General features: G+C 59.8%; 23 protein-coding genes. 16 read left to right on the forward strand and 7 right to left on the reverse strand.

Going from position 1 to position 25,275, the window contains the following annotated elements; genetic code table 11:
* Position 1 precedes the first annotated feature (1 nt).
* Positions 2-634, forward strand: coding sequence for an MOSC domain-containing protein (locus HMPREF1261_RS01790; RefSeq protein WP_023029744.1), 633 nt, complete (start codon positions 2-4; stop codon positions 632-634).
* Positions 635-660: 26 nt separating this feature from the next.
* Here the strand turns inward: HMPREF1261_RS01790 and HMPREF1261_RS01795 are convergent, their stop codons facing one another.
* Together HMPREF1261_RS01795 and HMPREF1261_RS01800 are read right to left on the reverse strand one after the other, a co-directional pair.
* Entirely contained in the window at positions 661-1,845 is a 1,185-nt protein-coding gene (locus tag HMPREF1261_RS01795; protein WP_232207990.1) for an MFS transporter, read from the reverse strand.
* A 214-nt stretch (positions 1,846-2,059) separates the two neighbouring features.
* A complete protein-coding gene (locus HMPREF1261_RS01800) occupies positions 2,060-3,535 on the reverse strand; it encodes an NAD-dependent succinate-semialdehyde dehydrogenase (RefSeq protein WP_023029746.1) in 1,476 nt (491 codons plus the stop codon).
* Positions 3,536-3,895: 360 nt separating this feature from the next.
* Between HMPREF1261_RS01800 and HMPREF1261_RS01805 the strand changes: the two genes are divergently transcribed.
* Genes HMPREF1261_RS01805 through trpA form a run of 6 tightly spaced genes read left to right on the forward strand, consistent with a single transcriptional unit; the run spans position 3,896 to position 10,586 of the window.
* A complete protein-coding gene (locus tag HMPREF1261_RS01805; protein ID WP_023029747.1) occupies positions 3,896-5,422 on the forward strand; it encodes an anthranilate synthase component 1 in 1,527 nt (508 codons plus the stop codon).
* Positions 5,419-6,066, forward strand: a complete 648-nt coding sequence (locus HMPREF1261_RS01810) for an anthranilate synthase component II (RefSeq protein WP_023029748.1) — start codon at positions 5,419-5,421, stop codon at positions 6,064-6,066. The genes HMPREF1261_RS01805 and HMPREF1261_RS01810 overlap by 4 nt, the downstream gene beginning before the upstream one ends.
* Positions 6,066-7,085 carry an anthranilate phosphoribosyltransferase gene (gene trpD / locus HMPREF1261_RS01815; protein ID WP_023029749.1) on the forward strand — a complete coding sequence of 340 codons (1,020 nt, stop codon included), beginning with the start codon at positions 6,066-6,068 and terminating at the stop codon, positions 7,083-7,085. Before HMPREF1261_RS01810 ends, trpD begins: the two co-directional genes overlap by 1 nt.
* A gap of 23 nt (positions 7,086-7,108) precedes the next feature.
* Positions 7,109-8,536, forward strand: coding sequence for a bifunctional indole-3-glycerol-phosphate synthase TrpC/phosphoribosylanthranilate isomerase TrpF (trpCF, locus tag HMPREF1261_RS01820; protein ID WP_023029750.1), 1,428 nt, complete (start codon positions 7,109-7,111; stop codon positions 8,534-8,536).
* A 2-nt stretch (positions 8,537-8,538) separates the two neighbouring features.
* On the forward strand, positions 8,539-9,741 hold the full coding sequence (gene trpB / locus HMPREF1261_RS01825; protein WP_023029751.1) for a tryptophan synthase subunit beta: 1,203 nt from the start codon (positions 8,539-8,541) through the stop codon (positions 9,739-9,741).
* Between the two features lie 2 nt (positions 9,742-9,743).
* Positions 9,744-10,586 carry a tryptophan synthase subunit alpha gene (gene trpA / locus HMPREF1261_RS01830; protein WP_023029752.1) on the forward strand — a complete coding sequence of 281 codons (843 nt, stop codon included), beginning with the start codon at positions 9,744-9,746 and terminating at the stop codon, positions 10,584-10,586.
* Between the two features lie 92 nt (positions 10,587-10,678).
* Here the strand turns inward: trpA and HMPREF1261_RS01835 are convergent, their stop codons facing one another.
* Positions 10,679-11,890, reverse strand: coding sequence for a dicarboxylate/amino acid:cation symporter (locus HMPREF1261_RS01835; RefSeq protein WP_023029753.1), 1,212 nt, complete (start codon positions 11,888-11,890; stop codon positions 10,679-10,681).
* Between the two features lie 206 nt (positions 11,891-12,096).
* Between HMPREF1261_RS01835 and HMPREF1261_RS01840 the strand changes: the two genes are divergently transcribed.
* The 5 genes from HMPREF1261_RS01840 (at position 12,097) to HMPREF1261_RS01860 (ending at position 15,005) form a co-directional block, all read left to right on the forward strand.
* Entirely contained in the window at positions 12,097-12,573 is a 477-nt protein-coding gene (locus HMPREF1261_RS01840) for an SdpI family protein (RefSeq protein ID WP_034657984.1), read from the forward strand.
* 307 nt (positions 12,574-12,880) lie between these two features.
* Entirely contained in the window at positions 12,881-13,096 is a 216-nt protein-coding gene (locus HMPREF1261_RS01845) for a catechol 1,2-dioxygenase (RefSeq protein ID WP_232207966.1), read from the forward strand.
* Between the two features lie 119 nt (positions 13,097-13,215).
* Entirely contained in the window at positions 13,216-13,581 is a 366-nt protein-coding gene (locus tag HMPREF1261_RS01850) for a Rieske 2Fe-2S domain-containing protein (RefSeq protein WP_023028016.1), read from the forward strand.
* A 131-nt stretch (positions 13,582-13,712) separates the two neighbouring features.
* Positions 13,713-14,687, forward strand: coding sequence for a bile acid:sodium symporter family protein (locus HMPREF1261_RS01855; protein ID WP_023029756.1), 975 nt, complete (start codon positions 13,713-13,715; stop codon positions 14,685-14,687).
* A 6-nt stretch (positions 14,688-14,693) separates the two neighbouring features.
* Entirely contained in the window at positions 14,694-15,005 is a 312-nt protein-coding gene (locus HMPREF1261_RS01860) for a hypothetical protein (RefSeq protein ID WP_023029757.1), read from the forward strand.
* Positions 15,006-15,012: 7 nt separating this feature from the next.
* On the opposite strand, the gene HMPREF1261_RS01865 is transcribed toward HMPREF1261_RS01860, so the two are convergent.
* Genes HMPREF1261_RS01865 through HMPREF1261_RS01880 form a run of 4 tightly spaced genes read right to left on the reverse strand, consistent with a single transcriptional unit; the run spans position 15,013 to position 18,149 of the window.
* Positions 15,013-15,345 carry a branched-chain amino acid transporter permease gene (locus tag HMPREF1261_RS01865; protein ID WP_023028019.1) on the reverse strand — a complete coding sequence of 111 codons (333 nt, stop codon included), beginning with the start codon at positions 15,343-15,345 and terminating at the stop codon, positions 15,013-15,015.
* Positions 15,346-16,077, reverse strand: coding sequence for an AzlC family ABC transporter permease (locus HMPREF1261_RS01870; protein WP_023029758.1), 732 nt, complete (start codon positions 16,075-16,077; stop codon positions 15,346-15,348).
* A 39-nt stretch (positions 16,078-16,116) separates the two neighbouring features.
* Entirely contained in the window at positions 16,117-16,713 is a 597-nt protein-coding gene (locus HMPREF1261_RS01875) for a YqgE/AlgH family protein (RefSeq protein ID WP_005275922.1), read from the reverse strand.
* Complete coding sequence (locus tag HMPREF1261_RS01880; RefSeq protein ID WP_023029759.1) at positions 16,713-18,149, reverse strand: CCA tRNA nucleotidyltransferase; 1,437 nt, start codon at positions 18,147-18,149, stop codon at positions 16,713-16,715. The genes HMPREF1261_RS01875 and HMPREF1261_RS01880 overlap by 1 nt, the downstream gene beginning before the upstream one ends.
* 28 nt (positions 18,150-18,177) lie before the next feature.
* On the opposite strand from HMPREF1261_RS01880, the gene HMPREF1261_RS01885 reads away from it, so the two are divergent.
* From HMPREF1261_RS01885 to HMPREF1261_RS01900, 4 genes are all read left to right on the forward strand, one after another.
* On the forward strand, positions 18,178-18,843 hold the full coding sequence (locus HMPREF1261_RS01885; RefSeq protein WP_023029760.1) for an NUDIX hydrolase: 666 nt from the start codon (positions 18,178-18,180) through the stop codon (positions 18,841-18,843).
* Positions 18,843-21,074 (forward strand): DUF6049 family protein, encoded by a 2,232-nt coding sequence (locus HMPREF1261_RS01890; RefSeq protein WP_023029761.1) that lies wholly within the window; start codon positions 18,843-18,845, stop codon positions 21,072-21,074. The genes HMPREF1261_RS01885 and HMPREF1261_RS01890 overlap by 1 nt, the downstream gene beginning before the upstream one ends.
* A 20-nt stretch (positions 21,075-21,094) precedes the next feature.
* Positions 21,095-24,532: a murein biosynthesis integral membrane protein MurJ gene (gene murJ / locus HMPREF1261_RS01895; RefSeq protein WP_023029762.1), complete on the forward strand. Its 3,438-nt coding sequence runs from the start codon at positions 21,095-21,097 to the stop codon at positions 24,530-24,532.
* 111 nt (positions 24,533-24,643) lie between these two features.
* A complete protein-coding gene (locus tag HMPREF1261_RS01900) occupies positions 24,644-25,177 on the forward strand; it encodes a YceI family protein (protein ID WP_023029763.1) in 534 nt (177 codons plus the stop codon).
* The last annotated feature ends 98 nt before the right edge of the window (positions 25,178-25,275 follow it).

The raw sequence follows: 25,275 nt of genomic DNA on the forward strand, positions 1-25,275 counted from the left end.
TATGCAGGTTATTTCCACCAACGTGGCCGTACGCGGGCCGGATCCGAGCGGGAGGCATGAGTTTTCGGGCATCGACAAGCGCCCGCAAGACTTCATCGATATCTCCGCTCCCGGCCCCAATTACGGCGATGGTTCTGGCGTGCGCGGCGATTCTATTGGCGATAGCGATCATCACGGTGGAAGTGACAAGGCCGTTTATGCCTATGCCCGCGAGGAATTGGATTATTGGGAGGATTCGCTGGGCCGCACGCTGGCTTCGGGGTCTTTTGGGGAGAACCTCACCACGCGCGGCATTGATCTCTCCGCGCTGCTTATCAATCAACGCCTCCACATCGGCACGACTACGCTCGAGGTCTCCGTACCCCGCCAGCCATGCGCAACCTTTTCCGGCTGGGTCCAGGAAAAGGGCTGGCTCAAGCGGTGGACCGCGCGCGGCGATTGCGGCGTGTACTTTCGCGTCATTTCGCCCGGGCGCATTTCTGCTGGGGATGCCATCACCTGCGGCCCCGCTCCCGCGCACGATATCACCATGCGCATGGCGTTTGCGGCCAAGATGGGGGACCGGGCGATGGCCCGGCGCGTGGTCGATGCCGAGTGCTTGCCGCCCCAGCACGCAAAAAAGCTCCGGGTATAAACCCGGAGCCAAAAATCTGTGCCGCTTTAGGCCGGCTGCGCGCCCTCTGCGGCGCTGACGACGGGCGCCTTCGCCTTGGGGTAACGGCCGTGCACCATGTAGTAGTACACCGCCGCGACGACGATGAGGCCGGCGAGGGTGAGGTACATCGTATTGAAGCCAGTGGCACTCACGATGGGGCCAAGCCCGAAGGGGGCGAGGCCGATGCCGAAGTCCATCAAGAGGAACATCGTGGAGATGCCCGCGCCTATCTGTGCGGCCGATACAGAGCGCATCGAGATGGCCTGGCAGGCGGGGCTTAGCGTGCCGTATCCCATGCCCGTAAAAGCACCCGCAAGCACGAGCATGACGTCATTGCTGGGAAAGCCCATGATGATAAGGGCGATGGCGAAAGAGACCAGGCCCAGGTACATGACCGAGTTATCGCCCTTGTGGTCCTGGATCCGGCCCAAGAAGAAGCGCATGATGAGCATGACTACGGCGTAGCCGATGAAAAAGAGGCCGGCGCCGGTGGCCAGATCCTCTTCGCGCGCATAGGCGTTGAGATAGGTGACCACGCCGGAGTAGGCGATGCCCACCAGGAGCATGAAAAAGCCGATCGGCAACACGTTGGGGTGCACCGCGTTGCGCAGCTTGAAGGCCGGCTTTTCCTCATCGAGTTCCGCCGGGTAGCGCAGCACGAGCGCCAGTACGAGGGAAACGATATTGGACCCCAGGGCGACCGCAAAGAGGGTGTTATAGCCAATATTATTGGCCAAGAACAAGCCCACCGCGGGGCCGAAAGCGGTGGCCAGGGTCGTGCCGAGGGCGAAGTAGCCGGTGCCTTCCGCGCGGCGCTGCTGGGGGATGACGGACTGGGCGACGGCCATGAGCGCCGTAGAGGTGAGCGCATAGCCCGCGCCGTGAAGCAGGCGCACCAGGATCAGGACAGCCACGTTATGCGCCACGAAATAGCCCACCGTCACGATGCTGACGAAGGCCAGCGAGGTCAGGGCGGCACGCTTTTGCCCCACGCGGTCCACCAACCAGCCGGAGACGATGCGCATGAACGTCGCACCCAAAACAAAGGCGCTAGAGGCAAAACCACTGACGGTATCGGATGCCCCGAAGCTCTCGACGGCATAGAGGGCCATGGTCGTCACAGTTAGGTAAAAGACAAGAAACTGGCCAAAATTAGCCACCCACGCCAAAAGGAACGTGGGTGTAATCAATGGCGGCTGAGCTGCCGCTGAATTCGTTATTGACAAGACTCACTCCAAATAAAAAATAAAAATCCTCCCAACCGCGCACGGCCCCAGAAGGGCCGCGTGCGGGGAGAAGGAAAGCAATCACAATTATGCGGGGAGTGAGTATACGCCGCAGGCACTTAATTGTTTAATCAAACGCGGCTATAAAAGCGTTTTAAACTGTGATTGCTGGGCGGTATTAGGCATTCGCATAAGGGTCGCGGATGCCCAAGTACTGCACGGTGGTGTATTCCGCAATGCCTTCCGCGCCGCCCTCGCGGCCCAAACCGGACTGCTTGACGCCACCGAATGGGGCGGCGGCGTTCGAAATAACGCCGGCGTTGAAGCCCATCAGGCCGAACTCCAAGCCATCGGCCACGCGCCAGAGGCGATCGGAATCTTCGGTAAAGACATAGGACGCCAAGCCGTACTCGGTGTCGTTGGCGATCTCGAGCGCCTCTTCCTCGGTGCTGAAGGTGATAATCGGGGCAACAGGACCGAAGATCTCTTCCTGAGAAACGCGTGTTTCACGTGAAACATTGCTAATGACGGTCGGCTCGTAGAAGTAGCCGCCGCCACCGGCGCGCTTGCCGCCGGTGAGGATGGTGGCACCCTTCTCGGCGGCATCGTCCACGAGGCCGGACACGCTATCGAGGGCCTTAGACTCGATGAGCGGGCCACAGGTCACGCCCTCGTCCATGCCGTTGCCCAGCTTGAGCTTCTTAAACTCCGCGACGAGCTTTTCGGAGAACTCTTCAGCCACGGATTCGTGGACCAAGAAGCGGTTGGCCGCCGTGCAGGCCTCACCGATATTGCGCATCTTGGCGCCCATCGCGCCCTTAACCGCCTGATCGATGTCCGCATCTTCGAAGACGATGAACGGCGCGTTTCCGCCGAGCTCCATGGAGGTGCGCAAAACGTTATCGGCCGCGCCCTTCAGCAGGGTCCTGCCCACTGGGGTGGAACCGGTGAAGGAAAGCTTGCGCAGGCGGGCATCGGCAAGCAGCGGCTCCGAAATAGCAGAGGCGGACTTGCCGGATACGACGTTGAGCACACCCTTGGGCAGGCCCGCATCAAGCATGGTCTGCGCGAAGTATTGCGCGGTGAGGGGAGTAAGCTTCGCCGGCTTGAGCACCATCGTGCAGCCCGCCGCGACCGCCGGGGCGACCTTGCGCGTGGCCATCGCCAGCGGGAAGTTCCACGGGGTAATCAACAGGCAGGGGCCCACCGGCTTGCGGCGGGTGATCATCCGCAACGTACCTTCGGGAACGGGTGCGGTGCGGCCATAATCGCGCACCGCTTCCTCGCTAAACCAACGGAGGAACTCCCCGCCGTAGGTGACCTCGCCCTTGGACTCCGCGATGGGCTTGCCCATCTCAAGGGTCATCAGCGCGGCGAAGTCATCCGCGCGCTCCTGCACGAGCTCGAAAGCCCGGCGCAAGATCTCTGCGCGCTCGCGCGGCGTGGTGCGGGCCCACTCATCCTGTACGGCGCAGGCGGCATCCAGGGCGGCAGTGGCATCCTCTGAGTTTGCGGAAGCAAGCGTCGCGAGCTTCTCGCCCGTGGCCGGGTTTTCCACGTCGAAGGTCTCCCCGGAGGTGGAGTCGCGCCACTCACCACCGATGAGCAATTGGGTAGGAACCTTTGCAATTACCTCTTCGATATTGATGCTCATAACCATCACCTTTCTTGGAAATATAGACTTACACCACACTACTCCGATTTCGGCTTGGATCGACGTGGTTCAAAGTCGAGCTCCTTAGGTCGCTTTCGGGCGACACATAAAAGACGCATAAGAACCGGTTTGAATATTTTTCATTTGTTTCTTCCGCCCTATAGAAATTTAGGCTAGGCTAGTGCGCATGAAGAAAATGACTACTCGTTGGTGGTGGCGCGCGTAACTCGCGGGCCTTTCTTCGCAACCCATTTTTAGGCTCGCATTCTGCGGGCCTTTCGGCGTTTTCAGTGCCTTTGCTCGCGGATACTCCGGGTCCCTCGCACTCTGTTCCTCAGTTACTCCCGAAAGGGCACTGCAATGACATACACCGCCACCCGCGATATTGCCTATTGCCGGGATGCCTCAGCGCTATTTCATAGCTTGGCACGACCGAGCGATTCCTTATTATTGGAAAGCGCGGATATTGAAACCAAGAAGAACCTCACGTGCCTCGCCGTGCTTAATGCCGCAGCGAAGGTGACGTGCACCGGCCAGTGGGTTCGCGTGCTCGCACTCAGCCCGGCGGGGGAGCGGCTTATCACCATGCTGCAATCGCGCTTCGCCGATCGGATTGTTTCACGTGAAACCACGGAAATTGTTTTTGAGTTCTCGCCCTCCAACGAGTCCGATGAACGGCAACGGCTCCTGGATGAATCGACGGCCGATATCCTCCGCGCGCTGCAGCGCGATGATTCTTATTCCTCGCCCTTGTTGCCGTTCGTCGCGGGGGGCTTTGCCTATGACTATTTGGCCACCTTTGAAAACCTGCCCGAGGTAGGCGAGGGGCCTAATACATTTCCCGATTATGAATTTCTCGTCGCCCAGACCGTCCTCGCGGTGGATCACCTAACGCACACGGCGCACGTAGAGGGCTGGGATATCGACCAAACCCGCTTGGAAGACAGGCTCGATGCGCTTGCCGCCACGCCCATCACCGCCATAGAGGATCCGGCGCCAGGCCAAACCGCAGGGACCCTGGCGGCGACCGCGGATATTGACGATGCCGCTTTTTGTGAGCAGGTAACGCGGCTCAAGGGAAATATTGACTCTGGCGATATTTACCAGGTCGTCCCCGCCCGCACCTTCACGGTGGACTGCCCCGATGCATTCGCGGCCTACCGCCAGCTCCGAGAGACCAATCCTTCGCCGTATATGTTCTATCTCCGGGGAGAAGATTATGAGCTTTTCGGCGCATCACCGGAGTCCAATTTGAAATTTGACCCCGCGACTCGGCAGGTTGAGCTCTATCCCATTGCCGGAACTAGGCCCCGCGGGCTCAACCCGGACGGCACCATTAACGATGAGTTGGATATCCGCAACGAGCTAGAAATGCGCACGGATACCAAGGAGCTAGCCGAGCACACCATGCTGGTGGATCTTGCGCGCAATGATCTCGCCCGCGTGGCAGAGCCCGGCACCCGGCGGGTGGCGGACCTGCTGCAAGTGGATCGCTATTCCCGAGTCATGCACCTGGTCTCCCGGGTGACCGCCACGTTGCACGTGGACTTCGATGCCCTCGATGCCTACCGCGCCTGCATGAACATGGGAACGTTGACCGGCGCGCCCAAGCTGCGCGCCAGCGAGCTCATCCGCCAGGCTGAACACAAACGCCGTGGCTCCTACGGCGGCGCGGTGGGGTACCTGCGCGGCGACGGCGCCATGGATACCTGCATTGTCATTCGCTCCGCCTTCGTGCACCGCGGTACGGCCGCCGTCCAAGCCGGTGCCGGGGTGGTGCACGATTCCGTCCCCCAATCCGAAGCCGATGAAACCCTGCACAAGGCCTATGCCGTTCTCCACGCCATTGCCCTCGCGCACAACGCCACCCTGGAGGTACAGCGATGAATTCACCGCACGTGGTCTTGCTCGATAACCACGATTCCTTTGTCTATAACCTCGTCGATGCCCTCGCCGGTTATCGCACCACCGTCTACCGCAACAGCGTCTCCGTCGCGGAGGTGCTGGCGGCCGAGCCCGATATTATTGTCCTTTCCCCGGGCCCCGGCCACCCGCGCGATGCTGGCTGCATGATGGAGCTTATCGATGCCACCTTAGGCACCATTCCCATCCTCGGCGTCTGCTTGGGCTTCCAGGCGCTACTGGAATACCACGGTGGCGAGGTAGGGCCGTGCGGTCCGGTGCACGGCAAGTCCATGCCCATGACGCTTACCGATGCCGGCACCGCCCACCCAGTCTTCGCCGGCCTAGCCACCGATGCCGATCCCGCCCAACCCGGCGTCCCCGGCACCCAGGTCCCGGTGGCCCGGTACCACTCCTTGGGGTGCACCCACGTGCCAGCCGGCATGCGGGTACTCGCGGAGACGGAAGCGGATATCGGCACCATCGCGATGGCGGCCGAAACAAACGATGGCATGGCGCTGGGGATGCAATTTCACCCGGAGTCGATTCTCTCGCCTCGCGGCCCAGACATGCTGGACCGCTGCATCCACCGACTATCCACTCATCCCACTATGGAGCTAAAACACTAATGACGAACCAAAACCCGCTGAAAACACTGCAAGCCTTCTTGGATAATCCCGCGCCCACCGTGGAGGAGGCCACCGAGGTCTTTACCCCGGTCGCCGTGGGCGATTATGACGATATTCAGATCTCCGCGCTGCTGACCCATATCCGCACCCGCGGTGAAACCCTCGCGGATATCACAGGGGCCGCCAAGGCGTTCTTGAAAGTTGGCCACCCCTTTCCCATTACTGGTGAGGGCCTCATGGACTCCGCAGGAACCGGTGGCGATGGCGCGAATACCATCAATATCACGACCGCCGCCTCCTTGGTTGCCGCCGCTGGGGGAGTAAGGATGGTTAAGCACGGCAACCGGTCCGTTTCCTCCAAGTCCGGTTCCGCCGATGTGCTCGAAGCACTAAATATTCCGCTGGACCTCGACGTGGACCGCGCCGTCCGCCAATTCGAGGCCTCCAATTTCACCTTCCTCTTCGCTCCGGCCTACAACCCAGCGGTGGCCCACGTGCAACCGGTGCGCAAGGCGCTCGGGGTCTCCACCATCTTCAATACCTTGGGCCCCTTGCTCTCCCCAGGCCGCCCCGAGCTACAGATCATGGGCATCGCCAATCCCTCCCAGGGCCCCATGATCGCGGAGGTCTTCCGGGAGCTGGGGCGCGGGCGGGCGCTCGTCGTCCACGGCGCCGGTACCGATGAGATCGCTACCCACGGCACCACGCAGGTTTGGGAGGTGAAAGATGGCGAGATTTCGCACTATGAGCTGACGCCAGAGGAGTTGGGCATCGCCAAGCATGAGCTCAGTGAGCTCGCCGGTGGGGACGGGCAGGATAATGCCGAGCACGTGCGCGCCATCTTCAATGGTTCGGGCAAGCCGGCGCACTATGATGCGGTCGCGGCATCGGCTGGAGCGATGTTTTATCTGGATGGCACCACGGCCTCGATTGCAGAGGGCGTCGCCCACGCCAAGAAGCTCATCGATAGCGGGGAAGTGGACCGCTGGCTGCGCACCCACGAGCAAGCGGAATACTAAGAAGGCCACACGAGGGAAAAGAAATGACAGAACAGAAACTGCCGACGGTGCTCGAGGGCATTGTGGCGAAGCGCCGCACCCACCTTGCCGGCATTCGCGAGCGCATCGCCCACGTAGATGTGGACAAGCTTGAGCCATCCCGCCGTTCGCTTTTTACCGCGCTCAATGGCACCAATCGTTTCATCATGGAGTGCAAATCCGCGTCGCCGTCCCTCGGAATGATTCGCGAGGATTACCGCCCCGGCGATATTGCGTGCGTCTATTCCCGCTACGCGGATGCCATTTCCGTGCTGTGCGAGCCAGAGCGGTTCGGCGGGGATTACGATCACCTCCAGACCGTGGCGCAGTCCACGCACCTGCCGGTCTTGTGCAAGGACTTCATCGTCGATCCCATTCAGGTCTATGCCGCGCGCTATTACGGCGCGGATGCAATTTTGCTCATGATGTCCATCGTGGATGATGAGACCTTTGCACAGCTGAAGGCTTTGGCTGACAAGTTAGGCCTCGACGTCCTCACTGAAGCCATCACCAAGGAGGAGGTGGACCGCGCGCTGTCATTCGGGGTGGAGATCATCGGCATTAATAACCGCAACCTCCATGACTTGAGCATCGACCTCTCCCGCACCGAGCAACTCGCCGGGTACGTGCCTGACGATAAGGTCGTCGTCTCCGAATCCGGTATCCGCGATAACCACACCATCCGGCGCTTGGGCGCCCACGCCAATGCCTTCCTCGTCGGCTCCCAGCTGACCTCCCACGAGGACATCGACCGCGCCGCCCGGGATCTGCTCTTCGGCGCGAATAAGGTGTGCGGGCTCACCGCCTCCTCCACGGCCCAAGCCGCCCGAGCCGCCGGTGCCCGCTACGGAGGGCTCATCTTCGCTCCGGATTCCCCGCGCAATGTTTCACGTGAAACCGCCGAGAAAATCATCGCCGCCGAGCACGGCTTGGACTACGTAGCCGTGACCCGGAGCGACGACCCCGCCGAGTTGCGGGAGATAGCGGCAACCCGTGGTCTATCCGGAATCCAGTTGCATGCCCCGTTCCAGGGCAACTTAGACGGAGAGCTCGCGCTGATCGAGCGCGCCCGCGCGCTCCTCGCGGACACCGACGCGGAGTTTGTCTGGCGGGCCATCGACATGACCAACCCCCAGTGGGTAGAGATGGCGCCGGAACTCGCCGCGAGCGTGGACCGCCTCGTGCTCGACTCGGGTAGGGGAGGCACCGGCCAAAGCTTTGATTGGGCGGCGATCCCGGAAGACATCAAAGCCCACAGCCTCCTGGCCGGGGGTCTCAATCTAGATAACCTGGAAGGCGCGCTCCGCGTGGGTACCGCTGGGCTCGATCTCAATTCAGGATTAGAAACGCGCCCTGGGCGCAAAGACGCCGCCCTGATTTCGCAATACTTCCGCACCATCCGATTACTCAACCAACCAGAAAAGAAAGATTAACCATGCCCGTTTCACGTGAAACACTCCTTCCCGCATACTTCGGGGAATTCGGCGGCCAATACGTGCCGGAATCCCTCATCCCCGCATTGGATCAATTGGAGCAGGCGTTTGTCGATGCCCAGAATGATCCCAACTTCCGCGAAGAACTCGCCGGATTGCTGCGCGATTACTTGGGCCGCCCGACCCCCGTTACCGAGGTAAAGAAACTCGGCGGGAAGGCACGGATCTTTTTGAAGCGCGAGGACCTCGTCCACGGCGGGGCCCATAAGACGAACCAGGTGCTCGGCCAGGCCCTCCTGGCTAAGCGCATGGGCAAGAAGCGAATCATCGCCGAGACCGGCGCGGGCCAGCACGGCACGGCAACGGCATTAGCGTGTGCACTGCTCGATCTCGAGTGTGTGGTCTACATGGGCGCCAAGGATGTCCAGCGCCAGCAACCCAACGTCTTCCGCATGGAACTCATGGGCGCGAAGGTCATTCCCGTTGATACCGGATCCGGAACCCTGAAGGATGCCGTCAACGAGGCCCTGCGCGATTGGACCGCTACCTTCCATGAATCGCATTACCTGCTCGGCACCGCGGCGGGCCCGCACCCATTTCCCACCATCGTGCGCGAATTCCACCGCGTCATCTCTACCGAAGCCAAGGCGCAGCTGGTCGAGAAGACGGGCGGCCTGCCCGATCTCGTCGTCGCCTGCGTGGGCGGCGGCTCCAACGCCATTGGCATGTTCGCGGACTTCATCGATGAAGAAGGAGTGGAATTGGTAGGTGCCGAGCCAGGCGGTGCTGGCCTGGATTCCGGGGAGCACGGGGCCACCATTAACAATGGCACGGTGGGCATCCTCCACGGCGCACGCAGTTACCTCATGCGCAATTCTGATGGCCAGGTGGAAGAATCCTATTCCATCTCCGCCGGCTTGGACTACCCCGGCGTGGGGCCGCAGCACGCGCACCTTCACGCAACCGGCCGAGCGAAATACGTAGGAATCACGGACGCCGAGGCCCTAGAGGCATTCCAGCTCTTGTCCAAGAAGGAGGGCATCATTCCCGCCCTCGAGTCCTCCCACGCGCTGGCGTATGCCCTCAAGCGCAAGGACGAGGACATCACCATCCTCGTCTCACTTTCCGGCCGCGGCGATAAGGACATCGACCATGTCCGCCACACCCTGGAATCCCACCCCGAACTGCAACTCAAGGAGAACTAATCATGGGCAGCCGTTACGATAAACTTTTTGCCGCGTTGCGTGAGAAGAATGAGGGCGCGTTTGTCCCCTTCATCATGCTGGGCGATCCGACCCCTGAGGCCAGCCTGGAGATCATCCAGACCGCAGTCGCCGCCGGGGCGGACGCCCTCGAGCTCGGCGTCCCCTTCTCGGACCCGGTGGCGGATGGTCCTACCATCCAAGCCTCGCACATCCGCGCCCTCGATGGGGGAGCGAGCCTGGATAGCGCTTTGGATCAGGTCCGGACGATTCGTTCCGAGTTCCCCGATTTGCCCATCGGCATGTTGATCTACGGCAACGTTGCCTTCGCCCGCGGGGTGGAGCGGTTTTATGCGGAGTTCGCGGAAGCGGGTGCCGATAGCATTTTGCTTCCCGATGTCCCCGTGCGCGAAGGCGCCCCATTCATCGCCGCGGCAAAAGAAGCCAGGATCGACCCCATCTTCATCGCCCCTGCGCGCGCCGCGGAACGCACGCTCGCCGGCGTTGCCGAGCACTCACAGGGATACATTTACGCCATTTCCCGCGATGGTGTGACAGGAACCGAAAAGGAATCCGAGACCACCGGCCTGGACGAGGTGGTCGCCAGCATTCAGCGCTTCGATGGACCTCCGGTCTTACTCGGTTTCGGTATCTCCTCACCGCAGCACGTTGCCGATGCCATCGCCGCAAATGCCGCGGGCGCCATTACTGGATCCGCGATCACCAAGATCATCGACCGCCATGTTTCACGTGAAACCGGTGCCGTCGGGACGATCGATGACGCGGATGCGTTGCACGCAGAGCTGACCGATTTCATCTCGGCGATGAAGGAAGCGACCAAGGGATAGAGCCTACCGGACGGTAGCGCCAAAAAGCCCCCTGGCTTCCTCCCATACTTGTTGGGTGGGGAAGCCAGGGGGCGCAAATGCTTCACGGGAAACTAGGCTACGGTCTCCGCCTCTTCGTCGTTCAGGGTATCGACCTTGTCGCGGGCGAATTTATCGACGACCATCGCAATGGCACCATCGCCGGTCACGTTCGCTGCGGTGCCGACGGAGTCAATCGCAATATAAGCGGCGATCATCAGCGCGACCATTCCGTCATCGAAGCCCATCATGTCCGCCAAGAGGCCAACGGCCACCATAACGGCACCACCCGGGACACCTGGAGCGGCGATCATCATGATTCCCAGCAAGAAGATAAAGCCAAGACCGGTGCCAGTGCTGATATCCATATTCGCCATGAAGACGATGGCGAAGGCATAGAGCGTCAGCTTCATCATGGACCCGGACAGGTGAATCGTCGCGCACAGCGGGATCACAAAGCTCGCGACCGGCTTCGAGATGCCGTTTCGCAAGCTGGATTCCAAGGACACCGGGATGGTCGCAGCAGAAGAAGACGTACCCAATGCAGTGAAGTATGCCGGCAGCATATTCCGCAGCGCCTTAAACGGATTCTTACCTGCAATGGCCCCGGCGACCACATACTGGAGTACGAGGTACACCAGCGTCATGACCACGGCCAGGATCAGGACCTTCGCGAAGGCAGAAAGGACATCGCCAATATTGCCCTTCATACCCAGGCCAAGGAACATGCCGAAGATGTAGAACGGCAAGATGGGAATAACGAATCCCCAAATGACCTTAACCACCACATTTTCCAGTTCCTTGGTGACGGTATAGAGCGTATCGGACTTGACCGTCGTCATGGCGACGCCAATGCAGAAAGAAAGCAGGAGCGCCGTCATCACTTCAAACGGTGGTGCCATCTCCACCTCGAAATAAGGGGATAGCGAGCCCTCATCCACGTCCGACACGTTAGTCACTAGGGTCTGGCCCGCCAACATCGAGGGGTAAAGCCACTTTGCCAGGCCATAGGCAATCAAGCCCGAGAGAATGGTGGAACCGTAGGCAATGCCCGCCGTAACCCCCAACCATTTTCCTGCGCCCTTGCCGAGACCGGCGATCGCCGGGGCGACAAGGGCGAAAATCAGCACAGGAATGAAGAAGTTGAGGAAGTTTCCAAAGAGCCCGTTGAAGGTCGCAAATGCTCGACCAAACCACTCCGGGGCAAAGAGGCTAAAGACAATGCCAAGCACGATGGCGAGAACGATGCGGAAAAGGAGAGAGTCCGCTTTTTTCTTGAGGTTCATGCAATCACAATCAGGTTAGGTGTTCCCAGTCCGGGGACTCACTTGGGTGCGGTCCAACGGAAGGAGAGACAGCGTGGTGCGGGTGCAAAATCGAACGAATATCTATCGGTCGATCCAAAATGAATATTACCCGAGGCACCTTATATTTAAGACACCAACCCCGTAGCTTAATTTCCAATCTCGCCCTGCAGGATTAGACTGTGGATATGGTCGCAGTGGGAATCATATTTTTAATCCTTGCCGTATTCCTTATCGCGGTGGGCGCACTCGCCGCCACCAAGCGGTTGCCCGGCAATAAATACATCGGCTTGCGCTTACAAGAGATCCGAAAGTCACGTGAAGCGTGGGATAATGCTCACGCCGTTGCGGGGCCCTTCTGGGCCCTTGGCGGAGTTTCGCTGCTTTTCGGCGGCGTCGTAGCTTTTCGTGCCGAAGGTTGGATGTGGCTTATTCCGGTCACGACTTTCGTAATCGCCATCCTCGCGCTTTCCGTCGGCTCAAACCTTGGCTCCCGCGCGGCATTTCTTTATGAGCAAGCGCATGCCGATGAGGACGGTTGTGGCGATAGCTGCAACTGTGGCTCCGGCGGCTGCGGTGGGGAAGAGGCGGCCACAGACTCCGCCGCTCAACCCGAGGTTGATCTGGGTGCCCTCCGCCAAGCCGCCCGCCACTCTGATAATTAAATAACTAGTTTTCGAGTTTCTTTCTCCCTCCCATTCCTGTCCGGCAATCGCGTCACACAGGTACGGAGCAGGGAGATTTTTATGACACTGTGACGTTATTACTCCAACCACGGTGTCGCACACTTTTCGTCACAGCTAAATTAAGTAGGGGGTATTTAACGAAACCTACCTATGTTGGACTCCATCTATAGTTGCGTACCACAACCTACGGGGATTCCTGTGGGAAATCCTAGAACTCGCATAGAGGTTCCGCAGAGCTCGGCTCCGCCACTACACCTAGAGCGGGGAAGGGTAGACAATGGGAGGTATGAAGAAAACCACAGCCCTCGCCGCAATCGCCGTTTCCACTTTTAGCATCGGTTCTTATGTCGCCGATTCCCACCGGCTCGATCCCGAGTCACAAGCCACAGGAGGGGAGGGGCCACACCCCATCGTTAATGAATTAGGTTTAGATTCCGGCACTTATGAACTCACGCCCACCGAGTCTGGTTCCGTCGCCACCTGGAACGGCAACCTTGCCTAATTGTATGTTTCACGTGAAACCTTCACCGAGCCATGTCGCTTTAGATACTCGAACACACGTGGCTAACCGTTGCCAAAATCATGTTCCGGCCGTGAACCATTCAGGATAGAGTAGAGGCTATGACTATCTGTTCGCGTCGCATGTTCTTGCTCGGATCCGCTACGACTTTCGCAGGTGCATACCTCGCGGCCTGTGGCTCAGAACCGTCCGCGGAAATCGCGGCAACGGACATTCCAGTAGGCTCCGGAATCATCGTTGACGGAGTTATCTTCACACAGCCGAAAGAAGGGGAGTTTAAGGCCTACTCCCAAACCTGCCCGCACCAACAAAATCCCATCACGGAGATCGACGGCATGACTGCCACCTGCCCAGCGCATCATACGTCCTACAACCTGCAGGATGGCTCAGTCATCGAAGGCCCAGGCCGAGACCCGCTCAAAGAGTACGAAGTAAGCCAAGAAGGCTCAAAGGTCTCCACCGCATAGATACACGCCGGCACGTCACTCTCTATACCCATGGTTTCACGTGAAACCATGCGGCTTAAGAAGAGCACGGGGGCGAAAAATATCCCCACTACCTTTCGTGGAACCACGCACGACGGTTTACACTTTGGGTCATGCTGCACAGACTCAAAAAGCCGGATCCGCTCATCGTCCTCATCCTTATTGCCGTAGCAATCGCGATCATTGCACCGGCCCGCGGCACCTTCGCTGACGTCTTTGGAAACCTGACGAATGTGGCCATCGCGCTCTTGTTCTTCCTCTACGGCGCGCGTTTATCCACCCAAGAGGCCTTGAATGGCCTTAAGCACTGGCGGCTCCACCTCACCATTCTCGCGTTCACCTTCGTGATTTATCCCCTCATAGGCCTGGCCCTGCGGCCCCTGACCGGATTCATTACGGACGATATGTACATGGGGATCCTATTCCTCACGCTAGTCCCGTCTACCGTGCAGTCCTCGGTGGCGTTCACCTCCATTGCAAAGGGAAGCGTATCCGGAGCAATCGTCTCCGCCTCAACCTCCAACTTGGCCGGCGTCTTCATCACGCCCGTCCTGGTCATGTTGCTCATGGGTACTGGTTCCGGCCTTCATATCGATACCTCGGTCTTTGGGGAAATCTCCCTCTTGCTTCTCGCTCCATTCATATTGGGCCAATTAACCCGGCGCTGGATTGCGGACTTCGCTCAGAGCAAGGCTACAAAGGTGGTGGACCGCGGCTCCATTGCCATGGTGGTCTATTCGGCCTTTTCTAAGGGCGTGGTCGATGGAATTTGGTCCTCCATCTCTGTCTGGGAGATCGTGTTCCTCGTGGTTTTCGCCGCAGCCTTCGTCATCTTCATGTTGTGGCTGACGCGGTTTATCTCTGGAAAACTAGGATTCTCACGCGCCGATATCATCGCTATACAATTCTGCGGATCCAAGAAGTCCTTGGCCACTGGCCTTCCCATGGCCTCGGTTATCTTTGCCTCAGGGTCGACATCGCTTGGGCTATTGATCCTCCCGCTCATGATTTACCACCAGGTGCAGCTGATGATCTGTTCTGTGTTGGCCTCCCGGTACGCGCAGGAGGACGAGGAACAACTACACTAGGTGCCCATGGCTAATTACCTTTATGTGCGCACCGAGCTTTCCGTCCCAGGAGTGGGTTCAGCGGTCCACCTCGCAGAATTAGAAGAACACGACGCCCAACGCTGCCGCATGCACCGCATGATCGCTTTGGATCCCGCGGATTCCGTGGTCGGGGTAGCGACCCCGAATAGTTCCACGGGAAACGTGGACACGCCGCAAGAAGTGGTTCCGCACCCCGATACTTACGATGAGTTCCCGGATATTAGCGCCCAGTACATGGACCAAGAACAATTTGAAGCGCTGTGGACGGAAGCCACCACCAAGTTTGGGCTTAGCTAGCCGCGGCCTACAGCACCAGGTTCACCAGGATCATGTAGAACGCGGTACCACCGAAGATGGATAATCCGGAATCCCGCTTCCACTTGTGCAGCCCGGCGGTAACCAATACGCCCAGGAGCACCGGCCACAGGCCGCCGGTGCCATCCGCCTGTCCGGCAACGGCATAGACCACCAAGATGGTCATGACGCCTACGGGCATCATCAAGCCCAGCAGCGAAAAGAACTCGCTATCCTTCATCCACTTCTTTGCGGAGAAGGGAAGCTCCCGCAATAAGACGGTCACGATGCCTACAGGGATGAGCACTGCAGCAATCGCGCCTAAACTGACTCCGTCCGGCATTTAGTTATCCTCCTTCACGGTCATGGAGGGAAGGGGCTGCAGCCGCCAGGTAAGCGCGTTATCCGCTCGTGGCGATAGGTAGCGAATGATGAGCAACAAGAAATAGGCGCTCAGAGAGACCATCAACAGCTGCCCCGGGGTAATGAATGCGGCGAGGATGCCCAAGGCCGCGGCGGATAGCGGCAGGGAAAGATCCTGATTATTGCGGAAGGAGTCCATCGCCAAGACAACGAATAGGGCGACGAGGGCGAATTCCATTCCCTCAACGGAAGAGGGGATTACCTGGCCGGCGAGCGCGCCAACGATGCCGCCGCCTACCCACAGAATTTGGCAAAAGGTTTGTATGCTCAAAATGCGGGTGCCGGTAAGCCGCTCCTCGCGCGGGAGCGCCGAGACGATGGCATACGTTTCATCCGTGAGGGCATAGGTGGAATACGCCTTGCCCACGGGGGAATTAATCCGTTTACGGGGGAATGTTAGCCCATAGAAGATATGGCGGAAATTCACCATAAACCCGGTAAGGAGCGAGGACAGCGCGGAGACACCGCCGGTAACCATGGAAATGGCGAGAAACTCCATAGAGCCGGCGTAGATAATGATGGAAAATATGGGCGTCCACCACCAGCTAAAACCGGATTGCACCATCAGGAGGCCAAAAGCCAAGCCCAATGGAATTAACCCGAGCGCCGCCGCCCACGTGTCCTTAATGCCCTTGTGGATTTCCTCGCGCATACGGGTCAGTGTAACCGATCACATACCGGCCACTAGGAATTAATTATCATCCACATTCACGGGATAGGTGGAATACAGCGGCAGGGGCATTGGCTGGCGTTTCATGACATCGGCCCAAAGATCGGCCGGGCCTGGGGCCACGACATCCTGTGCTAGGGCGGGTGCTACGAACCATTCGCCGGCCTCGATTTCTTCCTCGAGCTGCCCAGGACCCCACTCGGCGTAGCCGGCGAACATGCGCATGCCGGTAACCAGCGGCTCGATATCTTCCGGGTTGGAGCGCAAATCCACGTGCGCTAGGCGCGGTGCGAGGCGGTTGAGTTGTTCTTCTTTATCTGGGTCCACGCCTTGCTTGGTCTGCGCCAGGCCCACGACGGATTGTTGGTTGAGCGGACCACCGATATACAGCGCCTGCGGTTTAGCAACGACGGGCATCCATTCTGGAAGCACGTTAAAAATGGCCACTTCTGAGCGCTTGGTCAGGTCCACGCCAAAGGTCATCATGTCATTGTGCTCGACCAATAAGATAACGGAGCGGGCGAATTCCGGGGACAACATCCCCGGTGCGGACACGAGTAATTGCCCAGGGGCGGGATCGTTGCGCTCGAGGGCATTAAATAATCTATCGGCAAACATCACTGTTTAGACTCCCACCACTGGCGCAACTTCGCAATAGCTTCTTCCCGCTCGAGGGGGCCGTACTCCAGGCGCATTTCCTTCAAATAGGACCACGCCTGTCCCACTTCGGGGCCAGGGGAGAGGCCGAGGATTTCCATGATCTCATTACCATCGAGGTCCGGGCGCACCCGCGCGAGGTCTTCCTTGCGGCCAATCTCCTCGATTCGCTCCTCCAATTGGTCATAGGTGCGCTGCAAACGCCGCGCCTTCTTGGCATTGCGGGTAGTGCAATCGGCGCGCACCAGCTTGTGCAGGCGGGGGAGGAGGTCACCGGCATCGTTGACGTAGCGCCGCACGGCAGAATCGGTCCATTGATTTTCCCCAAAACCGTGGAACCGCATGTGCAGGTAGACCAGCTGGCCAATGTCTTCCGTCGTGGCCTTGGGATATTTCAGCTTCCGCAGGCGCTTGCGCGTCAGCTTGGCGCCCACCACCTCGTGGTGGTGGAAGGAGACCTTACCGTCGGTGTTATCGAAGGTATCGGGCTTGCCGATGTCATGCAGCAACGCCGCCCACCGCAAAACCAGGTCCGGGCCGTCTTCTTCTTGATCCATGGCCTGGCGCAGCACCTTCAGCGAGTGCGCATAGACATCCTTGTGCTGGGCGTGCTCGTCCGTGGTCATGCGCAGGGCAGGGATCTCCGGGAAGATGTAATCCGCAATCCCGGTATTGACCAGCAGGTCGATGCCATCCCACGGCGCTTTGCCGCACATGAGCTTATCCAACTCCACTTGGACGCGCTCTACCGTGATGCGCTGAATCTCTGCCGCCATATCGCGCATAGCGGCTACCACGCGGTCTGCCACGTGAAACTCCAATTGGGATGCAAAGCGCGCGGCGCGCAGCATCCGCAGCGGATCATCGTGGAAGGAGATTTCCGGTTTATCCGGAGTATCGAGCACCTTATTGGCCACATCGTGGAGGCCGCCGAGGGGATCGTGGAACTCAAAGGTGGCATCGGCAAGCAGCTCAATGGCCATGGCGTTGACCTTGAAATCGCGCCGCACCAGATCGCCCTCCAGGCTATCGCCGTAGATGACCTCGGGGTTGCGGGACTGCCCATCATAGGAATCGGAGCGGAAGGTGGTGATTTCAATCTGCTGGCCCTTGTACACGGCGGACACGGTGCCATAGGCAATGCCGGTATCCCATACCGTTTCGGCCCACTCATCCAGGATTTCCTTGACCACCTCCGGGCGCGCTGGGGTGGTGAAGTCCAGATCATTGCCCAAGCGGCCGAGGAGCGCATCGCGCACCGAGCCGCCCACGAGGTAGAGGGCATGCCCGCGCGCGCTGAATTTGTCTACCAGCCCGCTCAATAAGCCACTGAGCGAGTTCACGGTAGACTCCGCGCGCGCAAGAACGCCGATTAACTGAGTGTCCTGAAAATTCACGGGTGAGAGTCTACTACGATTGGCAGGGATGACTAACCAAGAACAAGGCTCCGCGCAAGGCCCCTCCAAAGGAGGCGGCCGTAGCCGTAACCGGCGCCGGCGCCGGCGGCGGCCGGATAACCGCACGCGCCGCACTAACCAGCAGCGCAGGCAGCAACGCGGTGGCAATAATCACGGCACCTCCACCGTCATGGAGACCCGCGATGAAACCTCGGCGGGCGGGCTCGTAATCTCCGGGCTGGCCGAGTGCGTCGACGGCAGCGGTAAAGCGGACCTGTCCCGCGTCTACGTGGCTCTTATCGGGCGCCTAGACCGCCGCGGGCGTTTATTGTGGTCCATGCCCAAGGGGCATGTGGAAAATGGCGAGGCCAAGGAGGTCACCGCGGAGCGCGAGGTATGGGAAGAAACCGGCATTTCCGGCGAGGTTTTCGCTGACCTCGGGGTGATCGATTATTGGTTCGTCTCTGATGGCGTGCGCATTCACAAGACGGTGCACCACCACCTCCTGCGTTTTGTGGACGGCATCATGAACGATGAGGATCCAGAGGTGACCGAGGTGTCCTGGATCCCCGTTTCTGAACTGATCGAGCACTTGGCGTACGCGGACGAACGCAAGCTCGCGCGCATCGCGCACGATCTCCTCCCCGATCTTGCACGAAAGGAAGCCGACGCAGGGAAAGCGACCCCACGCTAATGCACCAGCGCCTGAAATCACTCGCCGCGGCTGGCGGCTGCGCGGTACTCGCCGGTTGGGGATTGTTCCTACCAAACGCGGCGGCCCAAATGGACTCTGCTCCGGACAAGCAGATGGATATCCAGGCTTGGCTGGGCGCGCGCGGCCCGGAGCGCGCCGATCTGGACCTTATCGATGCCCAGCCCTTTACCGTAGGCAATGACCTGCGGCTGCGCTTCCGCGTGCACAACCCCACCGATCAGCCCTTAGAAGATCTGCAGATAACTAGCCGGCGCGGCGATAGCGTGGCTAATGCGGCAGAAGCGCGGACGGAAATGGCCACCGGTGATTTTCCCTATTACGGCCCGGGCATGACCACCGCGCCGCTGCAACCAGGTGAAACCCGGGAATTAAGCTTTACCGTACCCAGTGGATTGGATGCCGAGCGCACCTTGGCCATCAATGAACCGGGCGCCTATCCGCTGCTTTTTACCCTGACCGGCACTCTCGAGGGCGATGCGGTGAGCCTGGCAGAAGAGCGCTTCGTGGCCCAGTTCTCCGAAGAGGGCCCCACAGATCCCGCTGCGGCCGCGGCACCAGAAGAAGCGGCACCAGAAGAAGAACACGACGATGCCGAGGATTCCCAACCGCACGATCTCACGGTGGTTTATCCCATCAGCGCGAACCTGGACATCGTCCCCGGCGGGCTTGGGGGAGAAGAGCTCATCTTGTCCTCCGATAATTTAGGCCACGAGCTACGCAAAGGCGGCCGCCTCGATAGGTTGATTTCTACCTACGAGGATCATGACCTGCAGGGAGCGGGCTGCGTGGCCATCGACCCCGCGCTGCTCGATACCGTCAACCGCATGTCGCAAGGCTATACGGTCAATTCCACCCGCCCCGCGCAAGGCGATCGCCCCAAGCGCCTGCGCGATTCCTGGTCGCGGGGCAATGACGATGACAAGGGAGAGCCGGGCGAGGCAAAAAATGATGCCGAGCGGTGGCTGGAGCGCCTGCGCGAACTGGATTGTTTCATCGCCATGCCCTGGGCCAATGCGAATGCCTCTGCTGTGGCACGGGCCAATAATCCCGCCCTTCTCTTTGAGGGTTTGCAGCGCGGCAATCAAACCATTGAGCGCATCCTGGGCAAGGCACCGGCCAGCAATATCCTGGCGGTAGGTTCCGGTTATATTGACCAAAAATTGCCGGTGCCATCCCTGGTTGCGGATAATTCGAACTGGTCCGGCGAGGCCGCGACTTTCGATGCCTCCCTTGGCGCCCTGCTATCCCAAACCGGCTCCAAGCCGCAGACGGTTGGCTATTCCAACCCGGAGCTGCGCTATGACTACGCCAAAGATTCTGCTCTGTCTCGCGCCATCACGGGCGGGGCGGCCCTCAGCCTCGCGGGTGGGGAAGATACCGTGGCCAAGCTTCCCAACTACTTAGACCCAAGCGCGGCCGAGCATGCACTCGACGCCGCGGAAGAACTGCTCGACTCCGGCCACTCCCGCCCCCGCGGGATCAGCACCGTGGAATTGCAGCAGGGCGATCCGAACGCTCCCACCGGCAGCCCCTTTATCGATCCGGCCGTCTTTTCGGAACCCGAATTGGCCCGCGTTGAGCAACAGGCGCGCTATACCGATGAGCTGATGAATATCGTGGTGGATGACCCTGATATCACCATGACGCGCTCTGAATTCGTGCTGCCACTGCGCCGCGATCTCCTCAATTCCTTATCGCTTCATAATCGCGATAGCTTGAGCACCCACGCCGCAGCGCGCCAGTCCTTTTCCCGCACCATGGAGATGCACTCTAATACGCTGCGGGATCTGCGCGATTCCGTCTCCCTCATCCCGCCGGGCAATGTTTATACCCGCGTGTCTGAGTCATCGCCGCTGCTCATCGTGGCCGAAAATGGCCTGCCATTGCCGGTGGAGGCGAAGCTGCAATACGATGCCCCCGATGGCGCGCGGCTCAACACGCCCAAAAGCGTCCGTATTCCCGCTAAGGGCTCTATTACTGTATCCATGACCGCTGATATGCCGAAGGACGCGGATCGCACGGACATTGGGCTGTGGCTGGCTACTCCTAAAAATCAGACCATTTCGCAGCCCATCACTATCTCGGTGCAGACGCGTGCCGGTATCGTAACCTTATACGCTGCCGGCATAGCCGGCGCTCTCGCGCTGGTTTTGGCTACGCTCTTTCGGCTTGGCCGTCACCGACGCAAAAATCACAAGGCTGAAAAGTAAAAGTTGAAGTTGTATCCTCTATGACCGAAAAAGATGGCCGCCAGGCCCACCACGCGGAGAAGGCACCTGCAGGCGCGGTAGACCCCACGGATACCGCCCCCAATGCGGAAGAAAACCGTGTCCCGGTTACCGCCGGCGCGCGCGGCCGCATCGTGCGCGCCTCTCCACCCGCACCGGTACCAGAAAAGCGGCCCACGCCCTCAGTGCAGAACACCACTGTGCCCCCTGAGGAAGATAAGTCCGCGCTGACTGGCCGCAATGCGGAGATCGAGGCCTCCAATCAGGACGTCATCCGGGCGACGGGAACGATGGCCATCGCCACGCTGCTCTCGCGCATCACCGGCTTCCTGCGGCAGATGCTGATCGGCGCCACCCTTGGTGCCACGGTGGGTACGGCCTTCAGTAGTGCCAACCAGATTCCCAACCTGGTCACCGAAATCGTGCTGGGCGCGGTGCTGACCTCACTGGTGGTTCCGGTCTTGGTGCGCGCGGAAAAGGAGGACTCGGACCGCGGCGAAACCTTCGTCCGAAGACTTTTTACCCTGGCGTTTTCCATCCTGGGCATCGTTACCATCCTCTCCGTTATCTTCGCGCCATTCTTAACGAGGATGATGCTGCCTGAAGATTCCAAGGCCAATGCCGTGCAGGCAACATCATTGGCCTTCTTGCTTTTGCCGCAGATCCTGTTCTACGGCCTTTTCGCCCTCTTCCAGGCGGTCTTAAATACCAAGAATATCTTTGGCCCTGGTGCCTGGGCGCCGGTGGTCAATAACATCATTTCCATCAGCGTCCTGCTGGCGTATCGCTTTTTGCCAGGCCGCCTCGACCCGCACGATCCTACACCGGTGGCGGATCCACACATCATGTTGCTGGGCCTGGGCACCACCACGGCGGTGATCGTGCAGTGTTTGATCCTTGTGCCGTACCTGAAAAAGGCCGGCATCAACCTGCGCCCGAAGTGGGGCCTCGATGCCCGCATCAAGCAATTCGGTGGCATGGCGCTGGCCATTATTACCTACGTGGCCATCTCCCAGCTGGGTTATGTGGTCACCTCCCGCGTGGCAGCGTATGCGGATGCCGGTGCGCCGCTGGTCTATCAGAACGCGTGGCTGATGCTGCAGGTGCCGTACGGCGTTATCGGCGTGACCTTGTTGACCGCCATCATGCCGCGGCTTTCGCGCAATGCCGCCGATGGCGATGTCGATGCCGTGGTGCGCGACCTCACCTTGGGCACCAAGCTGACCTTCATCGCGCTTATCCCCATCGTCATTTTCATGACGGGCTTCGGCGTGCCCATCGCCCGCGCGCTATTCCAGTACGGCGCCTACGGCGCAGATAGCGCAGAGCAGCTCGGCCTCACCATCAGTTTTTCCGCCTTTACCTTGATCCCATATGCGTTGGTGCTGCTGCACCTGCGCGTTTTCTATGCCAGGGAAGAGGCGTGGACGCCCACCTTCATCATTGCCGGCATCACGCTGACCAAGATCGTGCTGACCTTGCTGGCACCGCTGATGACCAGCAACCCAGACCGGGTGGTCATCCTCCTCGGTACCGCCAACGGCTTTGGCTTTGTCTCCGGTGCGGTCATCGGCGGTTTCCTGCTCAAGCGCAAGCTGGGCAGCCTGGGCGGCAAGGCCGTGACCCAGACGGTCCTCTGGTCCTCCGGTGCCGGTGCGGTAGGCCTGATTGTGTCCTGGGCGCTGTACTGGCTCGTGCAATTGTTCTTGCCGGAGCAGCTGCCTTCGATCGTCTCGCTGGTCAAGGTCGTCGTGCTGGGCATCGTCTTTGTGATTATCACTGGGCTGGTTCTGTCCAAGTCCTCCCTGCCCGAGGTGCAGAACCTGGCGCGCGCCCTCCAGCGCATCCCGGGAATGTCCCGGTTCATCACGGTGGACAGTTCCAAGGCCATCGAGGTCGAGGAACCAGACCTGCAGGAAATCCAGCCGGTCTATACGCAGGATTCCTTCAATGCCACCTTGGTGCCGCCACCGATGTCCGCCGGTATCGTCCGCGGCCCGCGCTTGGTCCCCGGCGCCCCCGTATCGGACGGTCGCTTCCGCCTCCTGCAGGATCACGGCGCTGTATCCGGCGCCCGGTTCTGGCAGGCCCGCGAACAAGCCACCGGCCGCCTCGTGGCGTTAACGTTCGTCGATACCAATACCCAAGCGCCCATCGCGCCATCGACGCCCACAGTCTCTGCCCGCCGCTCCGCCGAAATCTCCCGCAATACGCGGCGTTTGGCCGAGCTCAACCTGGAGACCATGGCGGATAATATCGAGATTTTGTCCTACCGCACCGGCTGCCTGGTGGTGGCGGATTGGTTTGAGGGCACCTCCCTCAAGCAGGTGGCAGAGGCAGATAACCTCGACCCCAACTCCGTTGCCCGCGCTACCGCGCCGCTGTTTGCCGATGCCGCCACGGCCCACGACGCCGGCCTCATCCTCGGCGTGGAGCACCGCGACCGCTTCCGCGTATCCACCTCCGGCATCGTCAAGGTTGCCTTCCCCGCGGTGCTGGATGGGACGTCTGCAGAAAGCGACCGCGAGGCCCTCAGCTCCGCGCTAAGCATGCTGGTCGAATCCACCGAACCATCGCCGAAGAAGCTGCGCGATATTTCCGATGACGCCAACCTCACCGCCGATGAGGCCGCAGAGCGCCTCGAAGAGGCACGGCTGGCCTTTGATGCCGCGGATGCAGAGACCCGCGAAGAGAAGCTGGAAGAGTTGCAGGAGGCGGAGGGGCTGACCTCGGCGGGCATCGCCAAGCGCCTGCGCGAATTCGCCCCAGAAGAGCAGGAAGAAAAGACGGAGGCCCTCCCCGTGGTCGTTGAAGATGAGCCCACGCAGGAAGAGGATCCGAAGCAAGAACCCGGCTTTGGCGGCCGCGGTTATTCGGGCTCTGGCGTCGTGGTCATCGGCATTTTCGCCACCATCTTCGTCGTAGGCATGGCGGCGCTGACGACGTGGGTGATGTCCCTGCTCAGCGATGTAGAAAAGACCAGTTCGGTTACCGAAACCGTGCAGGGCTCCACGATGATCCCGGATACCCCGCCGGTGCACCTCAAGGAATCATCCGCCATCACGGTGCCAGACGGCGAGGATAATGAGCAGCTTATCGATGGCAAGACGATTACCACCTGGTCCACGAAGGAATCCGGTTCCGGTGTCTTGGTCACCCTGGATAACCCGGCCCACCTTTCTGTCATGACCGTGACCCACACCAGGTCCAATGGCGCGCACTACGAAATCTATGGCGTCAATAAGGACGATTTCGATCCGAAGAACCCGCAGCTGAGCTCTCTTCCCAAATTGGCGGAAGGAAAGTTCAAGCACTTAAACGAGGAGCTGGAGCTCAAAGAAACGCCCCAACAATTCGATGCCGCGCTCATAGTCATCACGGAACTGCCTAAGTCAAAAGAGGTTACACTGGGGGAGGTCCAGCTTGTAGGCCATCCTTAATACCGAGGTCAGCGGATTGGAAAAAGAATTTTTACTTCAAGGCTTGACTAAAACGCCCAATCGGGTATCGTAGTTGATGTTACATCAACAACAACGTTAGGAGAAACAATCATGTCCCTCGCAGCTGGTACCTACACCATCGACAAAGAGCACACCGTCATCGGATTCGTTACCAAGCACGCCATGGTTACCAAGGTGCGCGGCAACTTCGGTGAGTTCGAAGGCAGCATCAACGTCGCCGAGAACATCGCTGACTCCACCGCAGAGGCCACCATCAAGGCTGCTTCCATCTCCACCGGCAACGAGGACCGCGACGGCCACGTAAAGAACGAAGACTTCTTCAACGTGGAGGAGTACCCAGAGCTTTCCTTCACCACCACCAACGTCAACGTTGATGAGGACGGCAACGGCATCGTCACCGGTGACCTCACCATCAAGGGCACCACCAAGTCTGTCGACCTCAAGGTTGAAGAGGTCGCTACCGCTGAGGACCCATTCGGCAACTTCCGCCTGGGCTTCGAGGCACAGACCAAGATCAACCGCAAGGACTTCGGCATCGACTTCAACGCTCCGCTCAAGACCGGCGGCGTCCTCGTTTCTGAAGACATCAAGATCGAGCTCGAGGTTTCTGCCATCAAGCAGTAATCGCACTTCTTTGAAAACCTTGGGCTCTCACAGCCCCCTGGTTACCAACAGCTAAAGCCCGCGCCGCGTACCCACTCGGCTGCGGGCTTTAGTCATAT

It is taken from the genome of Corynebacterium sp. KPL1818, assembly GCF_000478135.1.
In the GTDB taxonomy this organism is placed as follows: Bacteria; Actinomycetota; Actinomycetes; order Mycobacteriales; family Mycobacteriaceae; genus Corynebacterium; species Corynebacterium accolens.

Excerpts from the sequence above, each read along its gene's own strand:
- murJ (WP_023029762.1), top strand. The coding sequence starts at position 21,095 with ATGACCGAAAAAGATGGCCGCCAGGCCCACCACGCGGAGAAGGCACCT.
- HMPREF1261_RS01850 (WP_023028016.1), top strand. The coding sequence starts at position 13,216 with ATGACTATCTGTTCGCGTCGCATGTTCTTGCTCGGATCCGCTACGACT.
- HMPREF1261_RS01875 (WP_005275922.1), bottom strand. The coding sequence starts at position 16,713 with ATGTTTGCCGATAGATTATTTAATGCCCTCGAGCGCAACGATCCCGCC.
- trpCF (WP_023029750.1), top strand. The coding sequence starts at position 7,109 with ATGACAGAACAGAAACTGCCGACGGTGCTCGAGGGCATTGTGGCGAAG.
- trpD (WP_023029749.1), top strand. The coding sequence starts at position 6,066 with ATGACGAACCAAAACCCGCTGAAAACACTGCAAGCCTTCTTGGATAAT.
- HMPREF1261_RS01805 (WP_023029747.1), top strand. The coding sequence starts at position 3,896 with ATGACATACACCGCCACCCGCGATATTGCCTATTGCCGGGATGCCTCA.
- HMPREF1261_RS01890 (WP_023029761.1), top strand. The coding sequence starts at position 18,843 with ATGCACCAGCGCCTGAAATCACTCGCCGCGGCTGGCGGCTGCGCGGTA.
- HMPREF1261_RS01900 (WP_023029763.1), top strand. The coding sequence starts at position 24,644 with ATGTCCCTCGCAGCTGGTACCTACACCATCGACAAAGAGCACACCGTC.
- trpB (WP_023029751.1), top strand. The coding sequence starts at position 8,539 with ATGCCCGTTTCACGTGAAACACTCCTTCCCGCATACTTCGGGGAATTC.
- HMPREF1261_RS01865 (WP_023028019.1), bottom strand. The coding sequence starts at position 15,345 with ATGCCGGACGGAGTCAGTTTAGGCGCGATTGCTGCAGTGCTCATCCCT.
- HMPREF1261_RS01870 (WP_023029758.1), bottom strand. The coding sequence starts at position 16,077 with ATGCGCGAGGAAATCCACAAGGGCATTAAGGACACGTGGGCGGCGGCG.
- HMPREF1261_RS01855 (WP_023029756.1), top strand. The coding sequence starts at position 13,713 with ATGCTGCACAGACTCAAAAAGCCGGATCCGCTCATCGTCCTCATCCTT.
- HMPREF1261_RS01800 (WP_023029746.1), bottom strand. The coding sequence starts at position 3,535 with ATGAGCATCAATATCGAAGAGGTAATTGCAAAGGTTCCTACCCAATTG.
- trpA (WP_023029752.1), top strand. The coding sequence starts at position 9,744 with ATGGGCAGCCGTTACGATAAACTTTTTGCCGCGTTGCGTGAGAAGAAT.
- HMPREF1261_RS01860 (WP_023029757.1), top strand. The coding sequence starts at position 14,694 with ATGGCTAATTACCTTTATGTGCGCACCGAGCTTTCCGTCCCAGGAGTG.
- HMPREF1261_RS01845 (WP_232207966.1), top strand. The coding sequence starts at position 12,881 with ATGAAGAAAACCACAGCCCTCGCCGCAATCGCCGTTTCCACTTTTAGC.
- HMPREF1261_RS01840 (WP_034657984.1), top strand. The coding sequence starts at position 12,097 with ATGGTCGCAGTGGGAATCATATTTTTAATCCTTGCCGTATTCCTTATC.
- HMPREF1261_RS01885 (WP_023029760.1), top strand. The coding sequence starts at position 18,178 with ATGACTAACCAAGAACAAGGCTCCGCGCAAGGCCCCTCCAAAGGAGGC.
- HMPREF1261_RS01790 (WP_023029744.1), top strand. The coding sequence starts at position 2 with ATGCAGGTTATTTCCACCAACGTGGCCGTACGCGGGCCGGATCCGAGC.
- HMPREF1261_RS01810 (WP_023029748.1), top strand. The coding sequence starts at position 5,419 with ATGAATTCACCGCACGTGGTCTTGCTCGATAACCACGATTCCTTTGTC.
- HMPREF1261_RS01835 (WP_023029753.1), bottom strand. The coding sequence starts at position 11,890 with ATGAACCTCAAGAAAAAAGCGGACTCTCTCCTTTTCCGCATCGTTCTC.